Origin of the sequence: Roseovarius sp. MMSF_3359, assembly GCF_030733385.1 — a bacterium.
GTDB lineage: Bacteria > Pseudomonadota > Alphaproteobacteria > Rhodobacterales > Rhodobacteraceae > Roseovarius.
Window position 1 is genome coordinate 171743 of record NZ_JASHJC010000008.1, and the last position, 17261, is coordinate 189003.

At 61.8% G+C, this 17261-nt stretch carries 15 protein-coding genes; 8 read left to right on the plus strand and 7 right to left on the minus strand.

Annotation, left to right across the window (positions count from 1 at the left end):
• The first annotated feature begins 35 nt into the window (after positions 1-35).
• Positions 36-674: a response regulator transcription factor gene (locus RBB29_RS13410; RefSeq protein ID WP_371931500.1), complete on the plus strand. Its 639-nt coding sequence runs from the start codon at positions 36-38 to the stop codon at positions 672-674.
• A gap of 15 nt (positions 675-689) precedes the next feature.
• Here RBB29_RS13410 and RBB29_RS13415 read toward each other — a convergent pair whose 3' ends face one another.
• Positions 690-2342 carry an amidohydrolase gene (locus tag RBB29_RS13415; RefSeq protein WP_306116049.1) on the minus strand — a complete coding sequence of 551 codons (1653 nt, stop codon included), beginning with the start codon at positions 2340-2342 and terminating at the stop codon, positions 690-692.
• An 85-nt stretch (positions 2343-2427) separates the two neighbouring features.
• Positions 2428-4020, minus strand: a complete 1593-nt coding sequence (locus RBB29_RS13420) for an ABC transporter substrate-binding protein (protein WP_306116048.1) — start codon at positions 4018-4020, stop codon at positions 2428-2430.
• 209 nt (positions 4021-4229) lie between these two features.
• On the opposite strand from RBB29_RS13420, the gene RBB29_RS13425 reads away from it, so the two are divergent.
• Together RBB29_RS13425 and RBB29_RS13430 are read left to right on the plus strand one after the other, a co-directional pair.
• Entirely contained in the window at positions 4230-4958 is a 729-nt protein-coding gene (locus RBB29_RS13425) for a helix-turn-helix domain-containing protein (RefSeq protein ID WP_306116047.1), read from the plus strand.
• Between the two features lie 84 nt (positions 4959-5042).
• Positions 5043-6599 carry an acetolactate synthase large subunit gene (locus RBB29_RS13430; protein WP_306116046.1) on the plus strand — a complete coding sequence of 519 codons (1557 nt, stop codon included), beginning with the start codon at positions 5043-5045 and terminating at the stop codon, positions 6597-6599.
• 2 nt (positions 6600-6601) lie between these two features.
• Here RBB29_RS13430 and RBB29_RS13435 read toward each other — a convergent pair whose 3' ends face one another.
• Positions 6602-7393: a LuxR family transcriptional regulator gene (locus tag RBB29_RS13435; protein WP_306116045.1), complete on the minus strand. Its 792-nt coding sequence runs from the start codon at positions 7391-7393 to the stop codon at positions 6602-6604.
• 95 nt (positions 7394-7488) lie between these two features.
• Between RBB29_RS13435 and RBB29_RS13440 the strand changes: the two genes are divergently transcribed.
• The 5 genes from RBB29_RS13440 to RBB29_RS13460 are packed head-to-tail and all read left to right on the plus strand — an operon-like array spanning position 7489 to position 12303.
• Entirely contained in the window at positions 7489-8631 is a 1143-nt protein-coding gene (locus RBB29_RS13440; RefSeq protein ID WP_306116044.1) for an ABC transporter ATP-binding protein, read from the plus strand.
• Between the two features lie 33 nt (positions 8632-8664).
• On the plus strand, positions 8665-9819 hold the full coding sequence (locus RBB29_RS13445) for a PotD/PotF family extracellular solute-binding protein (protein ID WP_306116043.1): 1155 nt from the start codon (positions 8665-8667) through the stop codon (positions 9817-9819).
• Positions 9820-9841: 22 nt separating this feature from the next.
• Positions 9842-10693 carry an ABC transporter permease gene (locus RBB29_RS13450; RefSeq protein ID WP_306116042.1) on the plus strand — a complete coding sequence of 284 codons (852 nt, stop codon included), beginning with the start codon at positions 9842-9844 and terminating at the stop codon, positions 10691-10693.
• Between the two features lie 11 nt (positions 10694-10704).
• A complete protein-coding gene (locus RBB29_RS13455; protein ID WP_306116041.1) occupies positions 10705-11517 on the plus strand; it encodes an ABC transporter permease in 813 nt (270 codons plus the stop codon).
• 27 nt (positions 11518-11544) lie between these two features.
• A complete protein-coding gene (locus tag RBB29_RS13460) occupies positions 11545-12303 on the plus strand; it encodes an SDR family NAD(P)-dependent oxidoreductase (protein ID WP_306116040.1) in 759 nt (252 codons plus the stop codon).
• 22 nt (positions 12304-12325) lie between these two features.
• On the opposite strand, the gene RBB29_RS13465 is transcribed toward RBB29_RS13460, so the two are convergent.
• The 4 genes from RBB29_RS13465 to RBB29_RS13480 form a co-directional block, all read right to left on the minus strand.
• A complete protein-coding gene (locus tag RBB29_RS13465) occupies positions 12326-14149 on the minus strand; it encodes an ABC transporter ATP-binding protein (RefSeq protein ID WP_306116039.1) in 1824 nt (607 codons plus the stop codon).
• A gap of 297 nt (positions 14150-14446) precedes the next feature.
• Positions 14447-14659: a hypothetical protein gene (locus tag RBB29_RS13470; protein ID WP_306116038.1), complete on the minus strand. Its 213-nt coding sequence runs from the start codon at positions 14657-14659 to the stop codon at positions 14447-14449.
• Positions 14660-14663: 4 nt separating this feature from the next.
• Entirely contained in the window at positions 14664-15158 is a 495-nt protein-coding gene (locus tag RBB29_RS13475; protein ID WP_306116037.1) for a hypothetical protein, read from the minus strand.
• Positions 15159-15167: 9 nt separating this feature from the next.
• On the minus strand, positions 15168-17252 hold the full coding sequence (locus tag RBB29_RS13480; RefSeq protein ID WP_306116036.1) for an FAD-dependent oxidoreductase: 2085 nt from the start codon (positions 17250-17252) through the stop codon (positions 15168-15170).
• Between the last annotated feature and the right edge of the window lie 9 nt (positions 17253-17261).

The window sequence follows — 17261 nt, forward strand, 5'->3', positions numbered from 1 at the left end:
TGCATGAACTTGGGTAATCCATTGGTGAAGAAAACGTGACTTCGGTGACGGACAGGCAATCGACGGTCTTTCTGGTGGATGATGACGAACGTATTCGCATCAGCTTGTCACGCGCTCTCGGCAAGCGCGGCTTCCAGGTCAGCACATTTGCCTCGGCCGAAGATTTCCTTGAAGGTTACGATCCGGATCTGCCCGGCTGCCTAGTGCTTGACTACGGCATGCCGGGGTTGAACGGGCTGGAACTGCAGGAACATCTGTCACGCGAACGCATCAGCATCCCCATTATCTTCATCTCCGGGCATGGCGGTATCCCGGAATCCGTTCAGGCCATGAAAGGCGGGGCGGTCGATTTCCTCGAAAAACCGTTTCGGCAGCATGTCCTGGTTGATTGCATCGAACGGTCGTTCAAGAAGGACCTCGAAAGCCGGGCCATTCGCGAAAACACCCGCTCTGCGCGGGAACGCTACGACATGCTGACGGCGCGCGAGAAAGAGGTTGCCCGGTTCATGATCGCGAACCCCTCCAACACCTCAAGCAAGGAAATCGGGCGGGAGCTGGATATCAGCCCCCGAACCGTAGATCACCACCGCGCCCGGATCCTCGAAAAGATGGGCATACGCTCGGTCGCGGAACTGATCGACCTGTCGGTGTCGGCGTCCCTGCCCGAGGAGTGACCGCCGACGCTATCGTTACCCTGCACGCGATTGCGGCGCTGCCAACTCAGAGACAAAGACTGTTCTGCCGCGACGCACGGTCCGAGTGACCGCGCAGCTTTCGAGACTGTCGGCATGATCCAGAGGGTTTGACCGAAGCACGGCGAAATCGGCCAGCTTGCCTTCGCGGATCGACCCGCGCACATCCTCCTGAAACACCTGCCAGGCCGCGTCGATCGTCTGCGCCCTGAGTGCAGACATCACCGGCACGCGCTCCTCCTCGCCAAGGATGCGCCCCGATGCGGTGCGCCGGGTCACCGCGCAATTGGCCAGGTGCAGGGGCCGCGTGGGCGTGACCGACGCATCGTTATGGATCGTATAGCGCAGCCCATGTTTTTCCGCCGACGCCGCCGGCGAAATGCGTTCGGCGCGGTCGGGGCCCAAGAACGTGTCATAATGCCGGTCGCCCCAGAAATGGATATGGGCCGAAAAGAAACTGACCGTCACGCCAAGCTGCACCATGCGCGCCATCTGATCGTCGCGGAGCACCTGCCCATGAATGACCGTATGGCGATGATCATGCCGCGGACATTCGGCCAGGGCCGCGTCAATCGCATCGAGGAACATGTCAGTCCCTGCATCCCCGTTGCAATGGCAATGGATCTGAAAACCCATCCCGTGCAGCTTGCGCACTTCGGCGTTGAGCGTCTCGGCATCGGTATAGGACATGCCATTGGGCGCCTCCGGGTCGGCGGGCGTGTGATAGGGCGCGGTCAGAAAAGCGGTTTGAAGCTGGAACGCCCCGTCGGTGAACAGTTTGCGTGGGCCAAGCGTGAAATAGGGTGTTTCCGGCCAACAGATGGCCTCCGGCCCGCGACTGACCGCGGGTTCCAACTCGCCGATTGGCAGCAGGAGGATGTCGATACCCGGATCTTCACCCGCCGGGAGGCTGGCAAAGTGCCCGAGCATCTTGCGCGACGCCCAGGCATTCTGCGCAAAAGTCACCCCGTGGGACAGGTATTCATCACGACACGCCCTGAAGCCGCGCCAGAAACGGTCGCGGTCGATCAGGAAATCGGTGTCACCCAACGCGCCCATGGCCGAGATGCCTTCGATCACTCCGGTCAGCGAGCCAATGTCCGGATCACGGCCAAAACGCCCGCCCGGCGGATCAGGCGTATCACGATGCACGCCGTGGATCTTCAGCGTGCAGGAATTGGCGGTGCCGTTGTGACCCGAGGCGTGGATCACCCACACCGGATGTTCGGTTGAAACCGCGTCCAGTTCCGCCCGCGTCGGCATCCGGCCTTCTGCAATCGCGGTATTGTCGAAGAGCACGCCCATGACCCACTCCCCCTTGGGTATTTGCGCCGCCTTGTCCCGCAGGCGCGCCAGGGCGGTGGCCATATCCACGCAATCGCCCCGCGGTGGCGGCGCCAGATCGACACGAAAAAGCCGGATGAACCCGGGATCCGGGAAATGGCCATGCGGGTCGATAAAGGCGGGGATCATGGTCTGCCCCCCAAGGTCGATCTCTTCCGCCGTGCCGGTCATCTGCGCACGCAACGCGGTCTCGTCACCCATTGCCAGGATATGCGCGCCCCGGGTCAGCACGGCCTCGACATCCGGCCGGTCCGCTTCCATCGTCAGGATGGTCCCGTTGAAATAGAGCGTCTGTTGTTCGCCCATGGCTCACCCCTGTCCAGTTGTTAGGCCAACGCGCCTTCCGCACCTGGCGGGGTGCGGAAGGCCTCGTGTGATCCGGGAGGAGAGATCACACCATCCACCAACGCTCCATGATGCGCCGGCCATCGAAGCCGCGGACCCAGCTCAGATCGCCATGGCCGATCTTGTCGTTACGGGCGTGGACTTCATTGGCGAACATCGGCACGATGTTGCCGCCCTCGTCGCGCAGGATGACCTGAATGTCGCGGTACATTTCGGCGCGCAGCCCCTCGTCCAACTCGGCCCGCGCAGCGACCAGCAGTTCATTGAACTTCGGATGGTCCCATTGCGTGTCGTTCCAGGCCGCACCGGGGGCAAACCCGGTCGAGAGCATCGTATCCTCGGTCGGATACCCGCCCCAGTAACTGGCGCTCCACGGCTTCTTCATCCAGACGTCAGACCAGTAGCCATCATTGGGCTCGCGGACGACATTGATGTTGATCCCCGCCGCCTTGGCCGAGGCCTGAAAGAGCACGGCCGCATCCAGCGCGCCGCTATAGGCAGCATCCGACGCGCTCAGGTTGATCTCGACACTGCCGAGGCCGGATTTCTCCATGTGATGCTTGGCCTTGTCGGGGTCATAGCTGTTTTGCTCGATATCCGCGGCGTGATAGCGATAGGACGGCCCGATCGGATGATCGTTGCCGACGACGCCATGACCAAAGAGGATCTTGTCCACGATGTCCTGCCGGTTGATCGCAAACTTCAGCGCCTTGCGCAGTTCAAGGTTATCGAAAGGCGCCATCTTGGTCATCATCGGGAAGGTGTAGTGCAGCGGCCCTGCCCCTTCTTCGATCACCACACCGGGCGTGCGTGACATCAGCGCCAGGGTCTTGAGCTCTACCCTGTCGATGCAATCCACCTCGCCGGTGATAAGCGCATTCTGACGGGCCGCGGGGTCGGTGATTGACTGCAGGTCAATAGTGTCCGCATGGGCCGCACCGTCTTTCCAGTAGTTCGGGTTGCGCTCGAACTCATAGCGTTGGCCGGGTTGTTCGTTCTTGAGGATATAGCCGCCGGAGCCGCCTGCCTGCCAGTCGATGCCGTTATCCTTGGCGGGATAAATGCCGAATGTCGCCTCGTTGAAGTTGAACGGGAAATCCGCATTCCCGGCGGCAAGCGTCACAATGATGGTGTTTCCATCGGCCTTGATCTCGGTCACCGCGTCCATGACCGGCTTGCCGACCGAAGTGGACTGCTCTCCCCGGTGATAGTTAAGCGAGGCGATCACGTCCTCTGCGGTCATGGTCTTGCCATTGTGGAATTCGACGCCCTCGCGCAGCTTGAAGGTCCATTCCTTGGCATCGGGCGATGAGCTCCACTCCGTCGCAAGCGACCCCACGAGGTTGCCCTGCGCATCCAGTTCGGTGAGCGTGTTTGCCACGCCATAGGCAACAACCCATTGCAGCCCGTTGGTCAGCGTCGCCGGGTCCAGCGTGTCGGAGGTCGCCCCGTGACCCATCGCTAGGCGCATATGGCCGCCCTTGCTGGGCGTGGCGGCATGGGCCGCGTCAAAGATCCCCGTGCCAACGCCGAGCGCCACGCCGAGCGCGGTACTGCGCCCGAGAAATTCCCGCCGCGACATGCGACCTTTTTCAACTTCGCCAATCAGCCACTTGGCATGTTTTTCCTGTGCGTCCATGTCTCTTCCTCCCAAAAACGCTCCCGGGGACACCGGTGATATGGCCGCATGGTCCGCCAATGGCTTGATTCTTGAAACTGAGCGAGTGTATGTATCTGTAAGCAATCTGACGCTATAATACTTTTCTTCGCGAAGGAATTATCCCGCTGGCCAATGATTTTTCGGAAAACCTGCGCAGCATCTGCGCGGATTACGGGTCCATCGCGCAGGTGTGCCGCGAAATCGGCATCAACCGTCAGCAGTTCAACAGGTATCTGAACGGCGGCGGTATGCCCTCGGCTCACAATCTGCGACGGATCGCGCGGTATTTCGAACTGCCCGAGGCCGATCTTCTTGGCGATCATGGGGAATTCACCCGCCGTCACATCCTGAACCAAAAGCGGATCGCCAGCGGCCCGGCCGACCTGATGACCGGCGTGTTCCGCGACCAGGCCAAACCGCTGCGGCGATATCTTGGGTTCTATCATTCGCATTTCCGAACGCCGACCTGGGACGGGAAAATCCTGCGCAGCCTGATCTGGCTCTACGAGAAGGACGGGTATGTCATGACCCGGTCGCTGGAGCGGGTCCATGACCGGGATGGAAGCCTGTTTCAGAATTCCCGCTATGAAGGGATGGCCGCCCAACGGGGCAACCGCATCTATGCGGTCGAACATGAAATGGTCCGCGAGGGCAGCATTGTCGAGACGATCCTGACCCCGTCCCATCGCCAACAAGTCAAGTATCTGCGCGGTATGACCATGGGGATCGCCTGGCGTCCGCATATCAGCCCCTATGCCTCCCGGGCGATCTGGAAACGAATCGACGAACGGGTCAGCGCGCGCGAAGCGTTGAAGGCTTGCGGTGCTTTTCCGTTGAACAGCCGCCACATCGACCCGACGGTTCAGGCCTACCTCAAGAAGTCGGATGCGGAACGGGGTGCAGATATCCTCGTCTGACCGTTTTATTGGCCATCATAAAGCGATTCAAACTTCCCCGGAAACGCTCTAGGCTAATGCCGAACAGCTACCGGAGGGGTCCATATGAACGGCGCGAAATCACTGGTCGAGACCTTTCTGCAAGCCGGTATCGACACGGTCTTTGCCAATCCCGGCACGTCCGAGATGCATTTCGTTGCGGCCCTTGACGAATATCCCGAGATGAAGTGCGTCCTGTGCCTTTTCGAAGGGGGTACAACCGGTGCCGCCGATGGCTATTTCCGGATGAAACGCGATGTGGCGGGCACCCTGCTGCACCTCGCGCCGGGCTTCGGCAATGCGTTTGCCAACCTGCACAACGCCCGCAAATCCGGCTCCGGGATCGTCAACGTGGTGGGCGACCATGCCAGCCATCACCTGCGGTATGAAAGCCCGCTCAAAGGCGACGTGACCGGGATCAGCCAGGCCGTAAGCCACTGGACACATGTCTCTCCCGATGCTGCCAGCGTCGCCCGTGACGGCGCCGCTGCGATCCGTGCGGCGCGTTCCCACAGCGGTCAAATCGCCACGCTGATCCTGCCTGCCGATACCGCCTGGGGTCCTGCCGACGGGCCAGTGCCGAGCGCCGAGCCGCCCGCGCTGCATCGCCCTGATCTTTCGGTGGTCAAAGCCGCGGCAGAGCGCCTCAAGACCCCGGGTGCTGCGTTGATGATCGGAAGGGACGCGTTGTTCGGCCCGCTGCGCGCGCTTGCCGGGCGGATTGCTGCGCAGACTGGTTGCCGGCTCATCGCCGATACGCTGCTGCCGCGCCTGTCGAAGGGCGCGGGCGCGGCCATGCTTGACCAATTGGTCTACCCGATCACGCCCAAGATCGCGCAGCTAGAGGGGACAAGCTCGATCACGCTGCTCGGGACCGAGCGCCCGGTGGCCTTCTTTGCCTATCCGGGCAAGCCGAGTACGCCCGAGCCTGCAACCTGCCCGGTCAACGATCTCTGCGCCCCCGGGGATGACATCGCCTGGACGCTCGAGGCTCTGGCCGATGCGGCCGGGGCCACCCGCAAGACGCAGCCCCGCACCTATGCCCTCGACATCCCGGCCCTTCCCGTAGGGGCGCTGACCCTCGACAAGGTCGGGCAGGCATTGGCCCACCTGATCCCCGAAAACGCGATTGTCTGCAACGAATCCGTGACCTCCGGTTTTCACGTGATCCCCCCCATGGCGACCGCGCGGCCTCATGACCTTCTGGGCGGCACGGGCGGGGCGATCGGGTTGTGCCTGCCCTGCGCCACCGGTGCGGCAACCGCCTGCCCCGACCGCAAGGTGATCGCGCTGACCGGGGACGGATCGGCCATGTACACCCTACAATCCCTCTGGACGATGGCGCGCGAGAACCTTGATATCACGGTGGTTGTCTTCGCCAATCGCGGCTACCAGATCTTGCGCGATGAGCTTGCAAATGTCGGTGTCGAGACAATCGGGCGGAACGCGCAGGCCATGTTCGACGTCGAAAACCCCATGCTCGACTGGGTGGCGTTGGCCAAGGGTCATGGCGTACCCGCGACAAGGGCCGAGGATATGGAGAGCTTTGCCAAGGCCCTCTCTGGCGGATTGCAGAGTAGCGGCCCATCCCTGATTGAGGTCGTCTGCCCCAACCCGGCCTGACCCTAACGGCTGAGGCGCGCGATGAAGAGCGAGAACAACTCACCCTGCGAATGTATTCGGAGCTTGGCATAGATGTTGCGCCGGTGAATGCGCACGGTCCCCGGCGCAATGCCCAGTATCTTGCCGGTGGCATCGGCGGAATGGCCCTTGAGCGTGTACTCCACCACCTCCTTTTCGCGGGGCGTCAGCGTGTCACCGCCGAATTGCCGGAACACGTGCGAAATATCATCTCTCTTGGCCTTGCTCATACGTGGCTGGCCGCTGGCGTTGAAGAGCGGGCGCGTATCCTGCCAGTTCTTCGCGCAGGCCGCCTCGACAATGGGGAAAAGCCGTGCCAGCAAACGTCCTTCCCGGGCGGAGAAAACGGTGCCCTTGCGCATTAACGAGACCACAATGGATACCGCGCCCGGCAGGATCACGAAAAACCCGACCTCTTCGGCGAGGTGGGTCTGCTCGTAGTAGCCGCGATAGTATTCGCTTTGATAGAATCGGTCCGGTGCCAGGTCCCGCAGCCGGTAAAAGCCCGGCGAAACGGGCTTCACCGAGGCAAGGTAGAACGGGTCAAGAAGGTACGGCCCCTCCTGATAGTCGGCGATGTGGATTTTCTTGCGTCTTTTGTCGGGGAAACTGTCAAACAGGTCCTGCGGCACCTGATTGCCCTGGTAGGCAAATATCACCATGAAATCAAAGGGAACCACCGCATCAACCATGCGGTTCAGCGCCTTCGGGAAGGCGCTGCTGCCAATCGCCTCGATCACCGAAGCGACATTTTCATTCAGCGCGGCATCTGACAATTTCGCCCCATTTCTTCAACCCTACCAAATTCGTGGTATATTCAACATATCGCCACTTTGCTACGATTTTTCAAAATCAAGTGGTATGCCGATACATGAAAATTCCCGACTTTCCGGCAGAAAACTCGGAGCCATCGACTCAATCGCAACGTGACACCTGCATCGCGGAGCTGAAGGGCGTCACCAAGAGGTTTGGCGATGTCGTGGCGGCGGCAGACCTTGACCTGCAACTGCGCCAAGGCGAATTCATCTCCTTCCTCGGTCCATCCGGCTGCGGCAAGACCACTGCCTTGCGCATGCTGGCCGGTTTTGAAACCCCGACCGAGGGGGAGGTCTTGATCGACGGACAGGTCGTGAACGCCCTGGAGCCCTACAACCGGCCGGTCAACATGGTGTTCCAGAGCTATGCGCTTTTTCCGCATCTGACGGTTGCCGACAACATCGCCTATGGCCTGAAACAGAAGCGTCCCCGCCCGCCAAAATCCGAGATCGCGGACAAGGTCGGCAAGGCGCTGGAAACCGTGCGTCTGGCGGGGTTCGAGCACCGCCGCATCTGGGAAATGTCCGGCGGGCAGCAGCAGCGTGTGGCCCTGGCCCGGGCGATTGTGAACGAACCAAAACTGCTTTTGCTGGATGAACCTTTGGCCGCGCTCGACCGCAAGCTGCGCAAGGAGATGCAGATCGAGTTGCAGGATATCCAGCGGCAATTGGGCATCACCTTTATCCTCGTAACCCACGATCAGGAAGAGGCGCTGTCGCTCAGTGACCGGATCTTTGTAATGCGCGCGGGCCGGATCGTGCAGATCGGCACGCCGCAGGATCTTTATGACAACCCCGGCTCGCGCTATGTCGCTGATTTCGTGGGAACATCCAACTTCTTTGACGGGCGGATTGATGCCGTTAAAGGCGAGATATCAACCCTGCAAACCGAGGGCGGCTTGACCCTTGACGGGCGTAATACGGCCAACCTCACCAAGGGCGAAAAAGGCTGCCTGAGCCTCCGCCCCGAGCAGATACGCATCAGCGGCGAGGCAACCGACGGCAGCATGGAGGTCACGGTCCAGAACCGGATTTTCCTGGGCGAACACACCGAATACCTCGTACGGCACGAGGCGCTTGGCAACATCAGCGTCCTGGCGCCGCGACAATCCGAACTTGGCGCGCGCGGCTTCGAAAAGGGCGACCGCGCGCATCTTAGCTGGAGCGGGCAATCCGCTCTCATCCTCAGACCCGATTGAGGAATTCAAACCCATTCAACAGGGAGAAAGATAATGAAAAACAGGGATACGATCTCGAAAACGAAATTCATGGAAGAGCTGCGCCGATATGAAAAAGGATCGGTCACGCGGCGGCATTTCCTGGGGGTGACGGGCCTTGGGGCCGCGACGGCGGTCATGGGCGCGGCGATGCCCGGCCTGCGCGCCGGCCCGGCCTTTGCGCAGGATATCGGCGACCGGGTCGTGCTGGCGACCTGGCCCAACTACCACGATACGGCGAATTTCGACGCCTTCACCGACGCAACCGGCGCCTTCGTGCAGGTCAATGTCTTTGGCTCGAACGAAGAAATGCTGGCCAAGCTGCAAGCGGGCGGCAGCGGGTGGGATGTGTTTGTGCCGACCAACTACACCATCACCACCTATGTCTCCGAGGACCTGATCGAGCCGCTCGACGTCTCGAAACTGCCGAACTATGACCCCTCGGCCTTTGACCCACGCTTCTCGGACGCGGGCACCGTCGATGGCACGCTTTACGCGGTCCCGAAAAACTGGGGCACGACCGGGTTTGCGGTCAACACAGCCCATGACGGCGGCAATGCGTTGACCACCTGGAAGGATTTCTTTGACCGCACCAAGGACGATTATTCCGGCCGGACGATGGTGCATGACTACCAGCTTACGACCATCGGTAACGCGCTGAAATACTTCGGGTATTCCTTCAACTCGGTGGATGAAAACGAGTTGGCCGATGCCGAAAAACTGCTGATCGAGGTCAAGCCGCATCTCTTTGCGATCTCCTCCGACTACCAGCCCGCGATGCGCTCGGGCGACGCCTGGCTCACCATGTGCTGGACCGGCGATGGCAAGCAGATGAACAGCGACATGCCCGAGATTTCCTATGTCCTGGGGGCCGAGGGTGGCGAAATCTGGAGCGATTACTACGCCATCCCCAAGGGTGCGCCGCATAGCGATGCGGCCTACGCGCTCATCAACCACATGCTGGACCCGCAGGTGAACGCGCGCGAGGTGCTGGCCCATGGCTATCCGGTCGCGGACGCCAACACCAACGCGCTTCTGCCGGATGAGATCAAGAATGATCCGATCCTCTACCCGGCGCAGGAGTTGCTCGACGCGCTTGAATTCGGCGCGGCGGCGACGTTGACCGACCCGAACCGGGCGGAACTGCTCGCGCGGTTTAAATCCGCCTGATGGCAAAGACGGGCGGCAGATCATGACCCAACGCGAACGCAACTGGCTGCTTGTGGCCCCTGCGGGCGCGTGGTTCCTGGTCATGCTCGTGCTGCCCCTCAGCGTCGTCTTCATCTTCAGCTTTGGCGAGCGTGGGGCCGCGGGCGGCTATGTCCCGGCCTTCACGTTCGAGCAATATGCCAACCTGCCCGCCCGCCTGACCGCGTTCAAGAACACGATGATCCTCGCACCGCTCGGGACGCTGGCGGCGATGCTCATCGCCTATCCGTTGGCCTATCAACTGGCGGTCCGCACCGATCCGAAATGGAAAAACATCCTTCTGGTCCTGGTGATCGTGCCCTTCTGGACTTCGATCCTGATCCGCAGCTATGCGTGGATTTTCCTTCTGGGCGGGCGCGGCATCCCTGCCCTGCTCGGCACGTTCGGGATCGAAGGCGTGCGGCTCATCTATACGCCCTTCGCGGTGCTCATCGGTATCGTCTATGGCTACCTGCCACTGATGGTCTTCCCGATCTACGTGGCGCTTGACCGGCTCGACAATCGTCTGCTCGAGGCGTCGTCGGACCTCGGCGCGCGGCCCCTGGCCACGTTCTTCAAGGTCACGCTGCCCCTGTCGATACCCGGCGTCGCGACGGGCTGCATGTTGGTCTTCATCCTGCTCATGGGCGAATTCCTGATCCCCGCGCTTCTGGGCGGCGGCAAGGTCTTTTTCGTGGGCAACGCGCTCGTGGACCTCTTCCTGCAATCGCGCAACTGGGCCTTCGGATCGGCCGTCGCCTTCACCCTGATCGTCATCATGCTGGTGACCGTCACAATCTACATGCGTCTCATCGCCCGGCTGCAAACCGGTCGCGACGACGTGTCTGTCATGTGAGGGGGAAAGCCATGCGCGCCTATGCCATCTGCGTCTATCTCTTCCTCTACACGCCGATCGCGATCATCGCCGTGTTCAGCTTCAACGCCGGGCGCCATGCCAGCCAGTTGCAGGGGTTTTCGATGCAATGGTATGGCCGCGCCCTGAAAAACCCCTTCGTTATGGAGGCGCTGGAGACAAGCCTGATCGTCGCCCTCATCTCGGCCACCCTGGCCAGCATCCTCGGCACGCTGGCCGCCGTTGGGTTACAGGGCATCCGCGGTCCGGCACGCGCGATCTTCGACGCGATCATCTACGTGGCCGTGATGATCCCCGGCATCGTGATCGGCATTGCCACGCTCATCGCCCTCGTCACCGTCTTTGGTGTCCTCAACCCCTGGCTGGCCGCGATCTGGCCCGAGGGTGCGACACCACCTGCCCTGTCGATGGGGATGGGCTCACTCATCGCCGCGCATACGATGTTCACCATGGCGCTTGTCATCATCATCGTCCGCGCCCGCCTTGGCACCTTGGAACAGGCCCTGGGCGAAGCCTCCGCCGACCTTTATGCGACACCTTTCGGCACATTCCGGCAGGTGACGCTGCCGCTCATAGCACCCGCGGTCCTCGCCGGGTTCCTGCTGAGCTTCACGTTCAGCTTTGACGATTTCATCATCGCGTTCTTCGTGGCCGGGTCCGAGACAACATTGCCGATCTATGTCTTCTCGTCGATTCGCCGTGGGGTGACGCCCGAGATCAACGCCATCGGCACCATGGTCATGCTGGCCTCGCTGATCCTGCTGATCGCGGCGCAGTTGATCCTGCGGCGTGGCGACCGGAAATGACGCCTCCGAAACAAGTGGGAGAGAATAATGCAGCTTGCTGGTAAACTCGCTTTTGTCACCGGGGCGGCCTCCGGCATCGGGGCCGCAGGCGCACAGGCGCTGGCCCGCGAAGGGGCGCTTGTGATCGTCACTGACCGCGACAGCACCGGAGCCGAAACCGTGGCCGACGCGATCCGGCAGGCAGGTGGGCAGGCCGAGGCGCGCACCGTCGATGTGACCGACGATGTCGCGCTGACGGAGGCCATCGCGGAGACGACCGAGCGGCACGGACGGCTCGACATCCTACATTCCCATGTCGGCATTCAGATCGAGGGCAAACTTGAAGACGTTAATGTTGTCGATATGGATGCCTCCTGGGCGCTCAATGTGCGCTCGCATTTCGTGGCCGCACAGGCCGCCATCGCACCGATGCGCGCGCAGGGGGGCGGCAGCATCATCATCACCTCCTCCAACTCGGGCGTTCAGTATGACCGTGGGATGATCGCCTATTGCACCACGAAACACGCCGTCCTGGCCATGACCCGACAAATGGCGGCGGATTATGCGGGCGAGAATATCCGCTTCAACGCTCTCTGCCCCGGCTTTGTCGACACGCCCTTCAACCGCGGGTTCGAGATACAGATGGGCGGGCGCGAGAAACTCGAAGACTACGTGGCCTCTGCCATCCCGATGGGCCGTTTCGGCACCGTTGACGAGATTGCCGAGAGCGTCGTGTTCCTGGCCAGCGACAAGGCGTCCTTCATGACCGGCCATGCGCTGGTGTTGGACGGCGGCGAATGTCTCTGACCCCGCCGCCGTACCTTGTTTTCTAGCCGATGAACCCGCCGGATTGACGCGCCCATAGGCTCGCATAGAGCCCATCCTGCTTCAGCAGCTCCGCAGGCGGGCCATCCTCGACGATCCGGCCTTCATCCAGAACCACGACACGGTCCATCTGGGCGATGGTCGAGAGGCGATGCGCGATCGCGATCACCGTCTTGCCCTCCATCACGCCGTAAAGCGTCTTCTGGATCGCGGCCTCCACTTCGCTGTCGAGGGCCGATGTCGCCTCGTCCAGGATAAGTATCGGCGCGTTCTTGAGGATCACGCGCGCAATCGCGATCCGCTGCCGCTGCCCACCCGAGAGCTTCACGCCCCGCTCGCCGACCTGCGCGCTGTAACCCGCGCGGCCCTGCGGATCGCGCAGATCCTGGATGAACTCATGCGCTTCGGCACGTGTCGCGGCGGCGATCATCTCGGCTTCGGTGGCGTCGGGTTTGCCATAGAGGATGTTGGCCCGCACCGACCGGTGCAGGAGCGAGCTGTCCTGCGTGACCATGCCGATCTCGCCACGAAGGCTGTCCTGTGTCACCTCGGTGATGGATTTTCCATCAATCAGGATACGACCCTTTTCCGCATCCCGAAACCGCAGCAACAGGTTGACAAGGCTGGATTTTCCGGCTCCCGACCGCCCCACAAGTCCAACTTTTTGCCCGGCGGGAATGGTCAGGGTCACATCGTTGAGCCCACCCTTGTCCCGGCCATAGTGGTGGCTGAGCTTCTCGAACCGGATCTCGGCATTCTGCACAACAAGCGGCGTAGCATCCGGCGCATCAACGACCTCCTGCGGCTTCGCGATGGAACGCAGGCTTTCGCGGATCACACCCGCATGTTCGAAGAGCTCAATCGTGACCCAGACGATCCAGCCACTCATGCCGTTCAGCCGGATCGTCAACGCCGCCGCCGCGGCGACCTGCCCGATCGACACCTCGCCCAGCGACCAGAGCCAGACCGCAGGGGCCACAACCCCCACCATCAGCACACCGTTGATGAGGTTCAGGCCAAACTCAAGCTCGGTCATCAGCCGCAGGAACCGCTGGAACCTGAGCCGCAAACGGCGCATGGCACTCAGCGCATATTGTTCTTCGCGGTCCCCATGGGAGAAGAGTTTGACCGTTTCGATATTGGCATAGGCATCGACCACGCGGCCGGTCACGAGCGAGCGCGCATCGGACCATTTCTCGGACGCAACCGCGACCCGCATGGCGATCTTGCGCACATAGACGACATAGACGACCAGCCAGATCACAACCGGGATCGCGAGGCGGATATCCACATCGCTCAGGATCAAGATCGCCCCGAAGACGTAGGTCAACGCGAACCAGAGCGCCTCCAATGACAGGTACGCACTATCCTCGACCGCGGGGCCGACCTGCATGACGCGATTGGTCAGCCGCCCGGCGAAATCGTTCTGGAAAAAGCTCGACGATTGCCCCAGCAGATGCCGGTGCGCGCGCCACCGGGCCTGCTCCTGCAGGTTCGAGGCCATCGCCTGGCCCAGAAGCAGGTGATTGAGCGCGAACATGACCGGTCTCAGGAAGAGGATGAACAGGGCGGCCGCGATCACCTCGAACTTGTGACTGGCCCAAAAGGCCGCTGGCCCGGCCTCGGTCATGAGGTCGATCAACCGGCCGGAATAGAAAATCAGCCAGATCTCCATGATGGCCACGAGGAACCCCACGACGCAGATGATCGGCAACAGCTTTTTGAACGGTTGCAACTGCGACCAGAGATAGGCCCATAGGGTCCCGGGCGGTGTGGCTGCCGACACGGCGACAAACGGATTCACGATATTTTCGAATTTGCGAAACATGATGCCCTCCAGCGGGCGCAGAAAAACAGAAGATGGGAAGTGAGATGGCACCAAGCCACCCCTTCAGGACCAGCTTGTCAGCCTTGGCTTGGGATCCTGAAAATTCTCATCATTGTCTCTCCTTCATGAGTCGCCCGAGTGATAGCAAAGTTCCGAAGACTTGTCAGGCCCCTATCTTGCCCTAAGCGGCAGCGCGCTCACCAGATCAGATACAACCCCTTGTAATCATTACCTTTCGAAGAAGAGAGCCGTGTTCATTGGGCACCATACTGATCACCTCAACCGCATCTCTGCCATTCAATTGTCGGAGGTCGCTTCCCGCTCGTCATCGTCGCTGCCCTCCGCGGCATCGGGGGTCTTCAAGGCTTCCTGCAGGGCTTGGAGGCTCTTGTGCCGTGCCGTGCAGCTTTGACATTCCTTAGTCTCCGTCACCTCTTCGGTCCCTGAGCTTTGCTGCGCCTTGCCGGCCACGGGGGCCGAGAACAGCAACAGAAGAAGAACCCATCGCATCGCGTCACCCGGCCCGGGCGATCCAGGCCACCGGATCGGTATCGAGATAGGCCCTGAGCGGCGCAGCACTTGCTGCGGGGTCCTGCGCCTCGATTTCCAGAAATTTGAGCGCCGCGACCTCGTGTTCGGTAAGAAACGACAACCGGGGAAGATCCGCCGCGGGTGCCATGGCCTCGAGTTTGTGAAACGACACCAGGTAGCCCGGATAGGTCTTGTTCATACCCGCCAGCAATTCGGCCCAATCCACCGTCGTCGTTTGGGCATCCTTGCGCCCCATCTTGGAGAGTTCTTCACGGGGTCGCGGGATCAGGTCGTATTGCTCCAGCAAAGGCGCCACGCCGTGGGCCGCATGACGTTCTACCTCGGCCAGCAGCAAGAGCTTCTCCCGGGCATCGGGGGCTTCGAACCTGGTGGCCAGCTCATTGAAATAGGCTTCACCCTCCACTTCTTCCTCGTAGTAGAGCAACAAGGTCTCAAGATATGTCGGATCTGCGGTCATGGCGGCCTCCTACTTCCATCGCGCCGGGGCGCTATCGTCCTGCCCCACATCCACGCGGTCATGGCGCAGTGGCATGTCATGGTCGATATCGCAGTCGAGTTCCTGCGCATAACGATGCCCGGCATAGACCGCGGCGGCGATGATCGCGGGCCCGTTGCAGTCACCGATCCGGGTCAGGGTAAAGGGAAGGCCTTCGGGCCCCTCTGCCGCGCGAAGGTCCCGATAGAGACCGTCATTCGGGCGTCGCCCGGACACCATCACGATATTTGAAACCGGGAGGGTTTTTTCCACACCGCTATATGCACATTCCAGAACCGCGGTACTGCCGTCAAAGCCAGTGAGGGACTGTGCCGTTTCGATGCTAACCCCCAGGCGCATCAGATGGGTCCGCACCCGCCAGCGTTCCGACGTGTTGCCCGCCCAGCGCGACACGCTGTCGGAGGCAGTGCAATAGGTCACGTCATGCCCAGCGGCCCAGACCCGCTCGGCCAGCACGCCCGCCATGTAGTAACCATCGCCGTCGTAGACCAGCGTCGGCCCATCGGGCAGGTTGCCGTCCATGATGTCATCAGGCGTGTAGATCCTTGCGGCATCATCGCCATCGGCAATGGGGCGGAACACCTCGCCGTCAAAAACCTCCCGACGCCATGTCGCGCCCGTGGCGATGGCCACGTGATCGGCTTCGACGGCAAAGACGTCGTCGGCGCTCAGGCGGCTTTCGCGGAAGATCTCGACATTAGGCATCTCGACAAGCTGCTGCGCGCGATAATCGCGCACGCGGATGTATTCGCTCATCCCCGGCAGGGACGCTTCGCGGGTGACCCGCCCGCCGATCTCGCGCGTGGCCTCGGCCAGCATCACCTGATACCCGCGCTCACCAAGGGCACGGGCAGCTTCGAGACCCGCAGGCCCCGCCCCGACGATCAGAACACGCGCCTCCGATGCTTTCCCGGCGATGATTTCCGGATGCCAGCCGCGGCGCCATTCCTCGCCCATCGTCGGATTCTGCGTGCAGCGAATCGGCACGCTCAGGCTGTCGCCGGAGTAGCAGACATTGCAGCCGATGCATTCCCGGATCGCCGAAAGCTGCCCGGTTTCGATCTTGCGGGGCAGGAACGGATCGGCAATCGACGGGCGGGCCGCACCGATGAAATCGGTAATCCCGCGCTTGACCTGGCTGACCATCGTGTCGGGGGACGTGAAACGGCCCACGGTGACCACGGGCTTGGTCGTGACCGACTTCACCCAGGCCATGTAGGGCTCCAACGACGCTTCCTTGACGAAGCGTGACACGCCCATTTCCAGCGAGTAATCCGCGATATTGATATCCCACAGGTCGGGCAGATCGGCCAGCATGGCCAGCATTTCGCGGCGCTCGCCATGGATCGGCTGGCCGTCCTCGCCGATTTCCTCGTCCGCCGAAAACCGGACCGCGACGGCACAGCGATCCCCAACCGCCTCCTTGGCGTCTTCGATCAACTCCCGCACAAGCCGGACGCGGTTCTCGAGACTGCCGCCATATTCATCGCTTCGGTCATTGATCCGCGGGTTCAGGAAATTCGACAGGAGATAGCCATGGGTCGCATAGACATAGACCACGTCAAACCCGGCCTCCCGCGCCCGGATCGCCGCGCGGCGGTGCCAATGCCGGAGGGTGCGGATATCTGCCTTGTCCATCGCGCGGGTCTGGAACGGGTGACCTGCGAGGTTGGGCATGCTGGCCACATCCATGGAGGGCAACCGGGTCATCAGGTTGGCCGACCGCGCGCCGCCATACCAAAGTTCCGCCCCGGCCAGCGCGCCATGTTCATGCACCACGTCGGTCATCAGGGAATGCGCCCGCACGTCGCTATCGTCCCAGAGCGAGGCGGAGGGGTGCGGCAGGTCGTCCGACGTGGGATGGATGGAATTGTACTCGGTACACACAACGCCCCAGCCGCCCTGCGCTTTGACGCCCCGCATCGCCGCAAGGGTCCGTGGCCTGAGATGGCCCATGCCAGTGCAATGCGGCACCTGGTAAAACCGGTTCTTCGCGGTGACAGGGCCGATCTTCACCGGCTCGAACAGGATATCGTAACGGGGATCACGTTGCATGGCCTGTCT

Coding starts and splice junctions, on each gene's coding strand:
- RBB29_RS13415 (WP_306116049.1), bottom strand. CDS start 2,342: ATGGGCGAACAACAGACGCTCTATTTCAACGGGACCATCCTGACGATG.
- RBB29_RS13420 (WP_306116048.1), bottom strand. CDS start 4,020: ATGGACGCACAGGAAAAACATGCCAAGTGGCTGATTGGCGAAGTTGAA.
- RBB29_RS13430 (WP_306116046.1), top strand. CDS start 5,043: ATGAACGGCGCGAAATCACTGGTCGAGACCTTTCTGCAAGCCGGTATC.
- RBB29_RS13440 (WP_306116044.1), top strand. CDS start 7,489: ATGAAAATTCCCGACTTTCCGGCAGAAAACTCGGAGCCATCGACTCAA.
- RBB29_RS13445 (WP_306116043.1), top strand. CDS start 8,665: ATGAAAAACAGGGATACGATCTCGAAAACGAAATTCATGGAAGAGCTG.
- RBB29_RS13450 (WP_306116042.1), top strand. CDS start 9,842: ATGACCCAACGCGAACGCAACTGGCTGCTTGTGGCCCCTGCGGGCGCG.
- RBB29_RS13455 (WP_306116041.1), top strand. CDS start 10,705: ATGCGCGCCTATGCCATCTGCGTCTATCTCTTCCTCTACACGCCGATC.
- RBB29_RS13460 (WP_306116040.1), top strand. CDS start 11,545: ATGCAGCTTGCTGGTAAACTCGCTTTTGTCACCGGGGCGGCCTCCGGC.
- RBB29_RS13465 (WP_306116039.1), bottom strand. CDS start 14,149: ATGTTTCGCAAATTCGAAAATATCGTGAATCCGTTTGTCGCCGTGTCG.
- RBB29_RS13470 (WP_306116038.1), bottom strand. CDS start 14,659: ATGCGATGGGTTCTTCTTCTGTTGCTGTTCTCGGCCCCCGTGGCCGGC.
- RBB29_RS13475 (WP_306116037.1), bottom strand. CDS start 15,158: ATGACCGCAGATCCGACATATCTTGAGACCTTGTTGCTCTACTACGAG.
- RBB29_RS13480 (WP_306116036.1), bottom strand. CDS start 17,252: ATGCAACGTGATCCCCGTTACGATATCCTGTTCGAGCCGGTGAAGATC.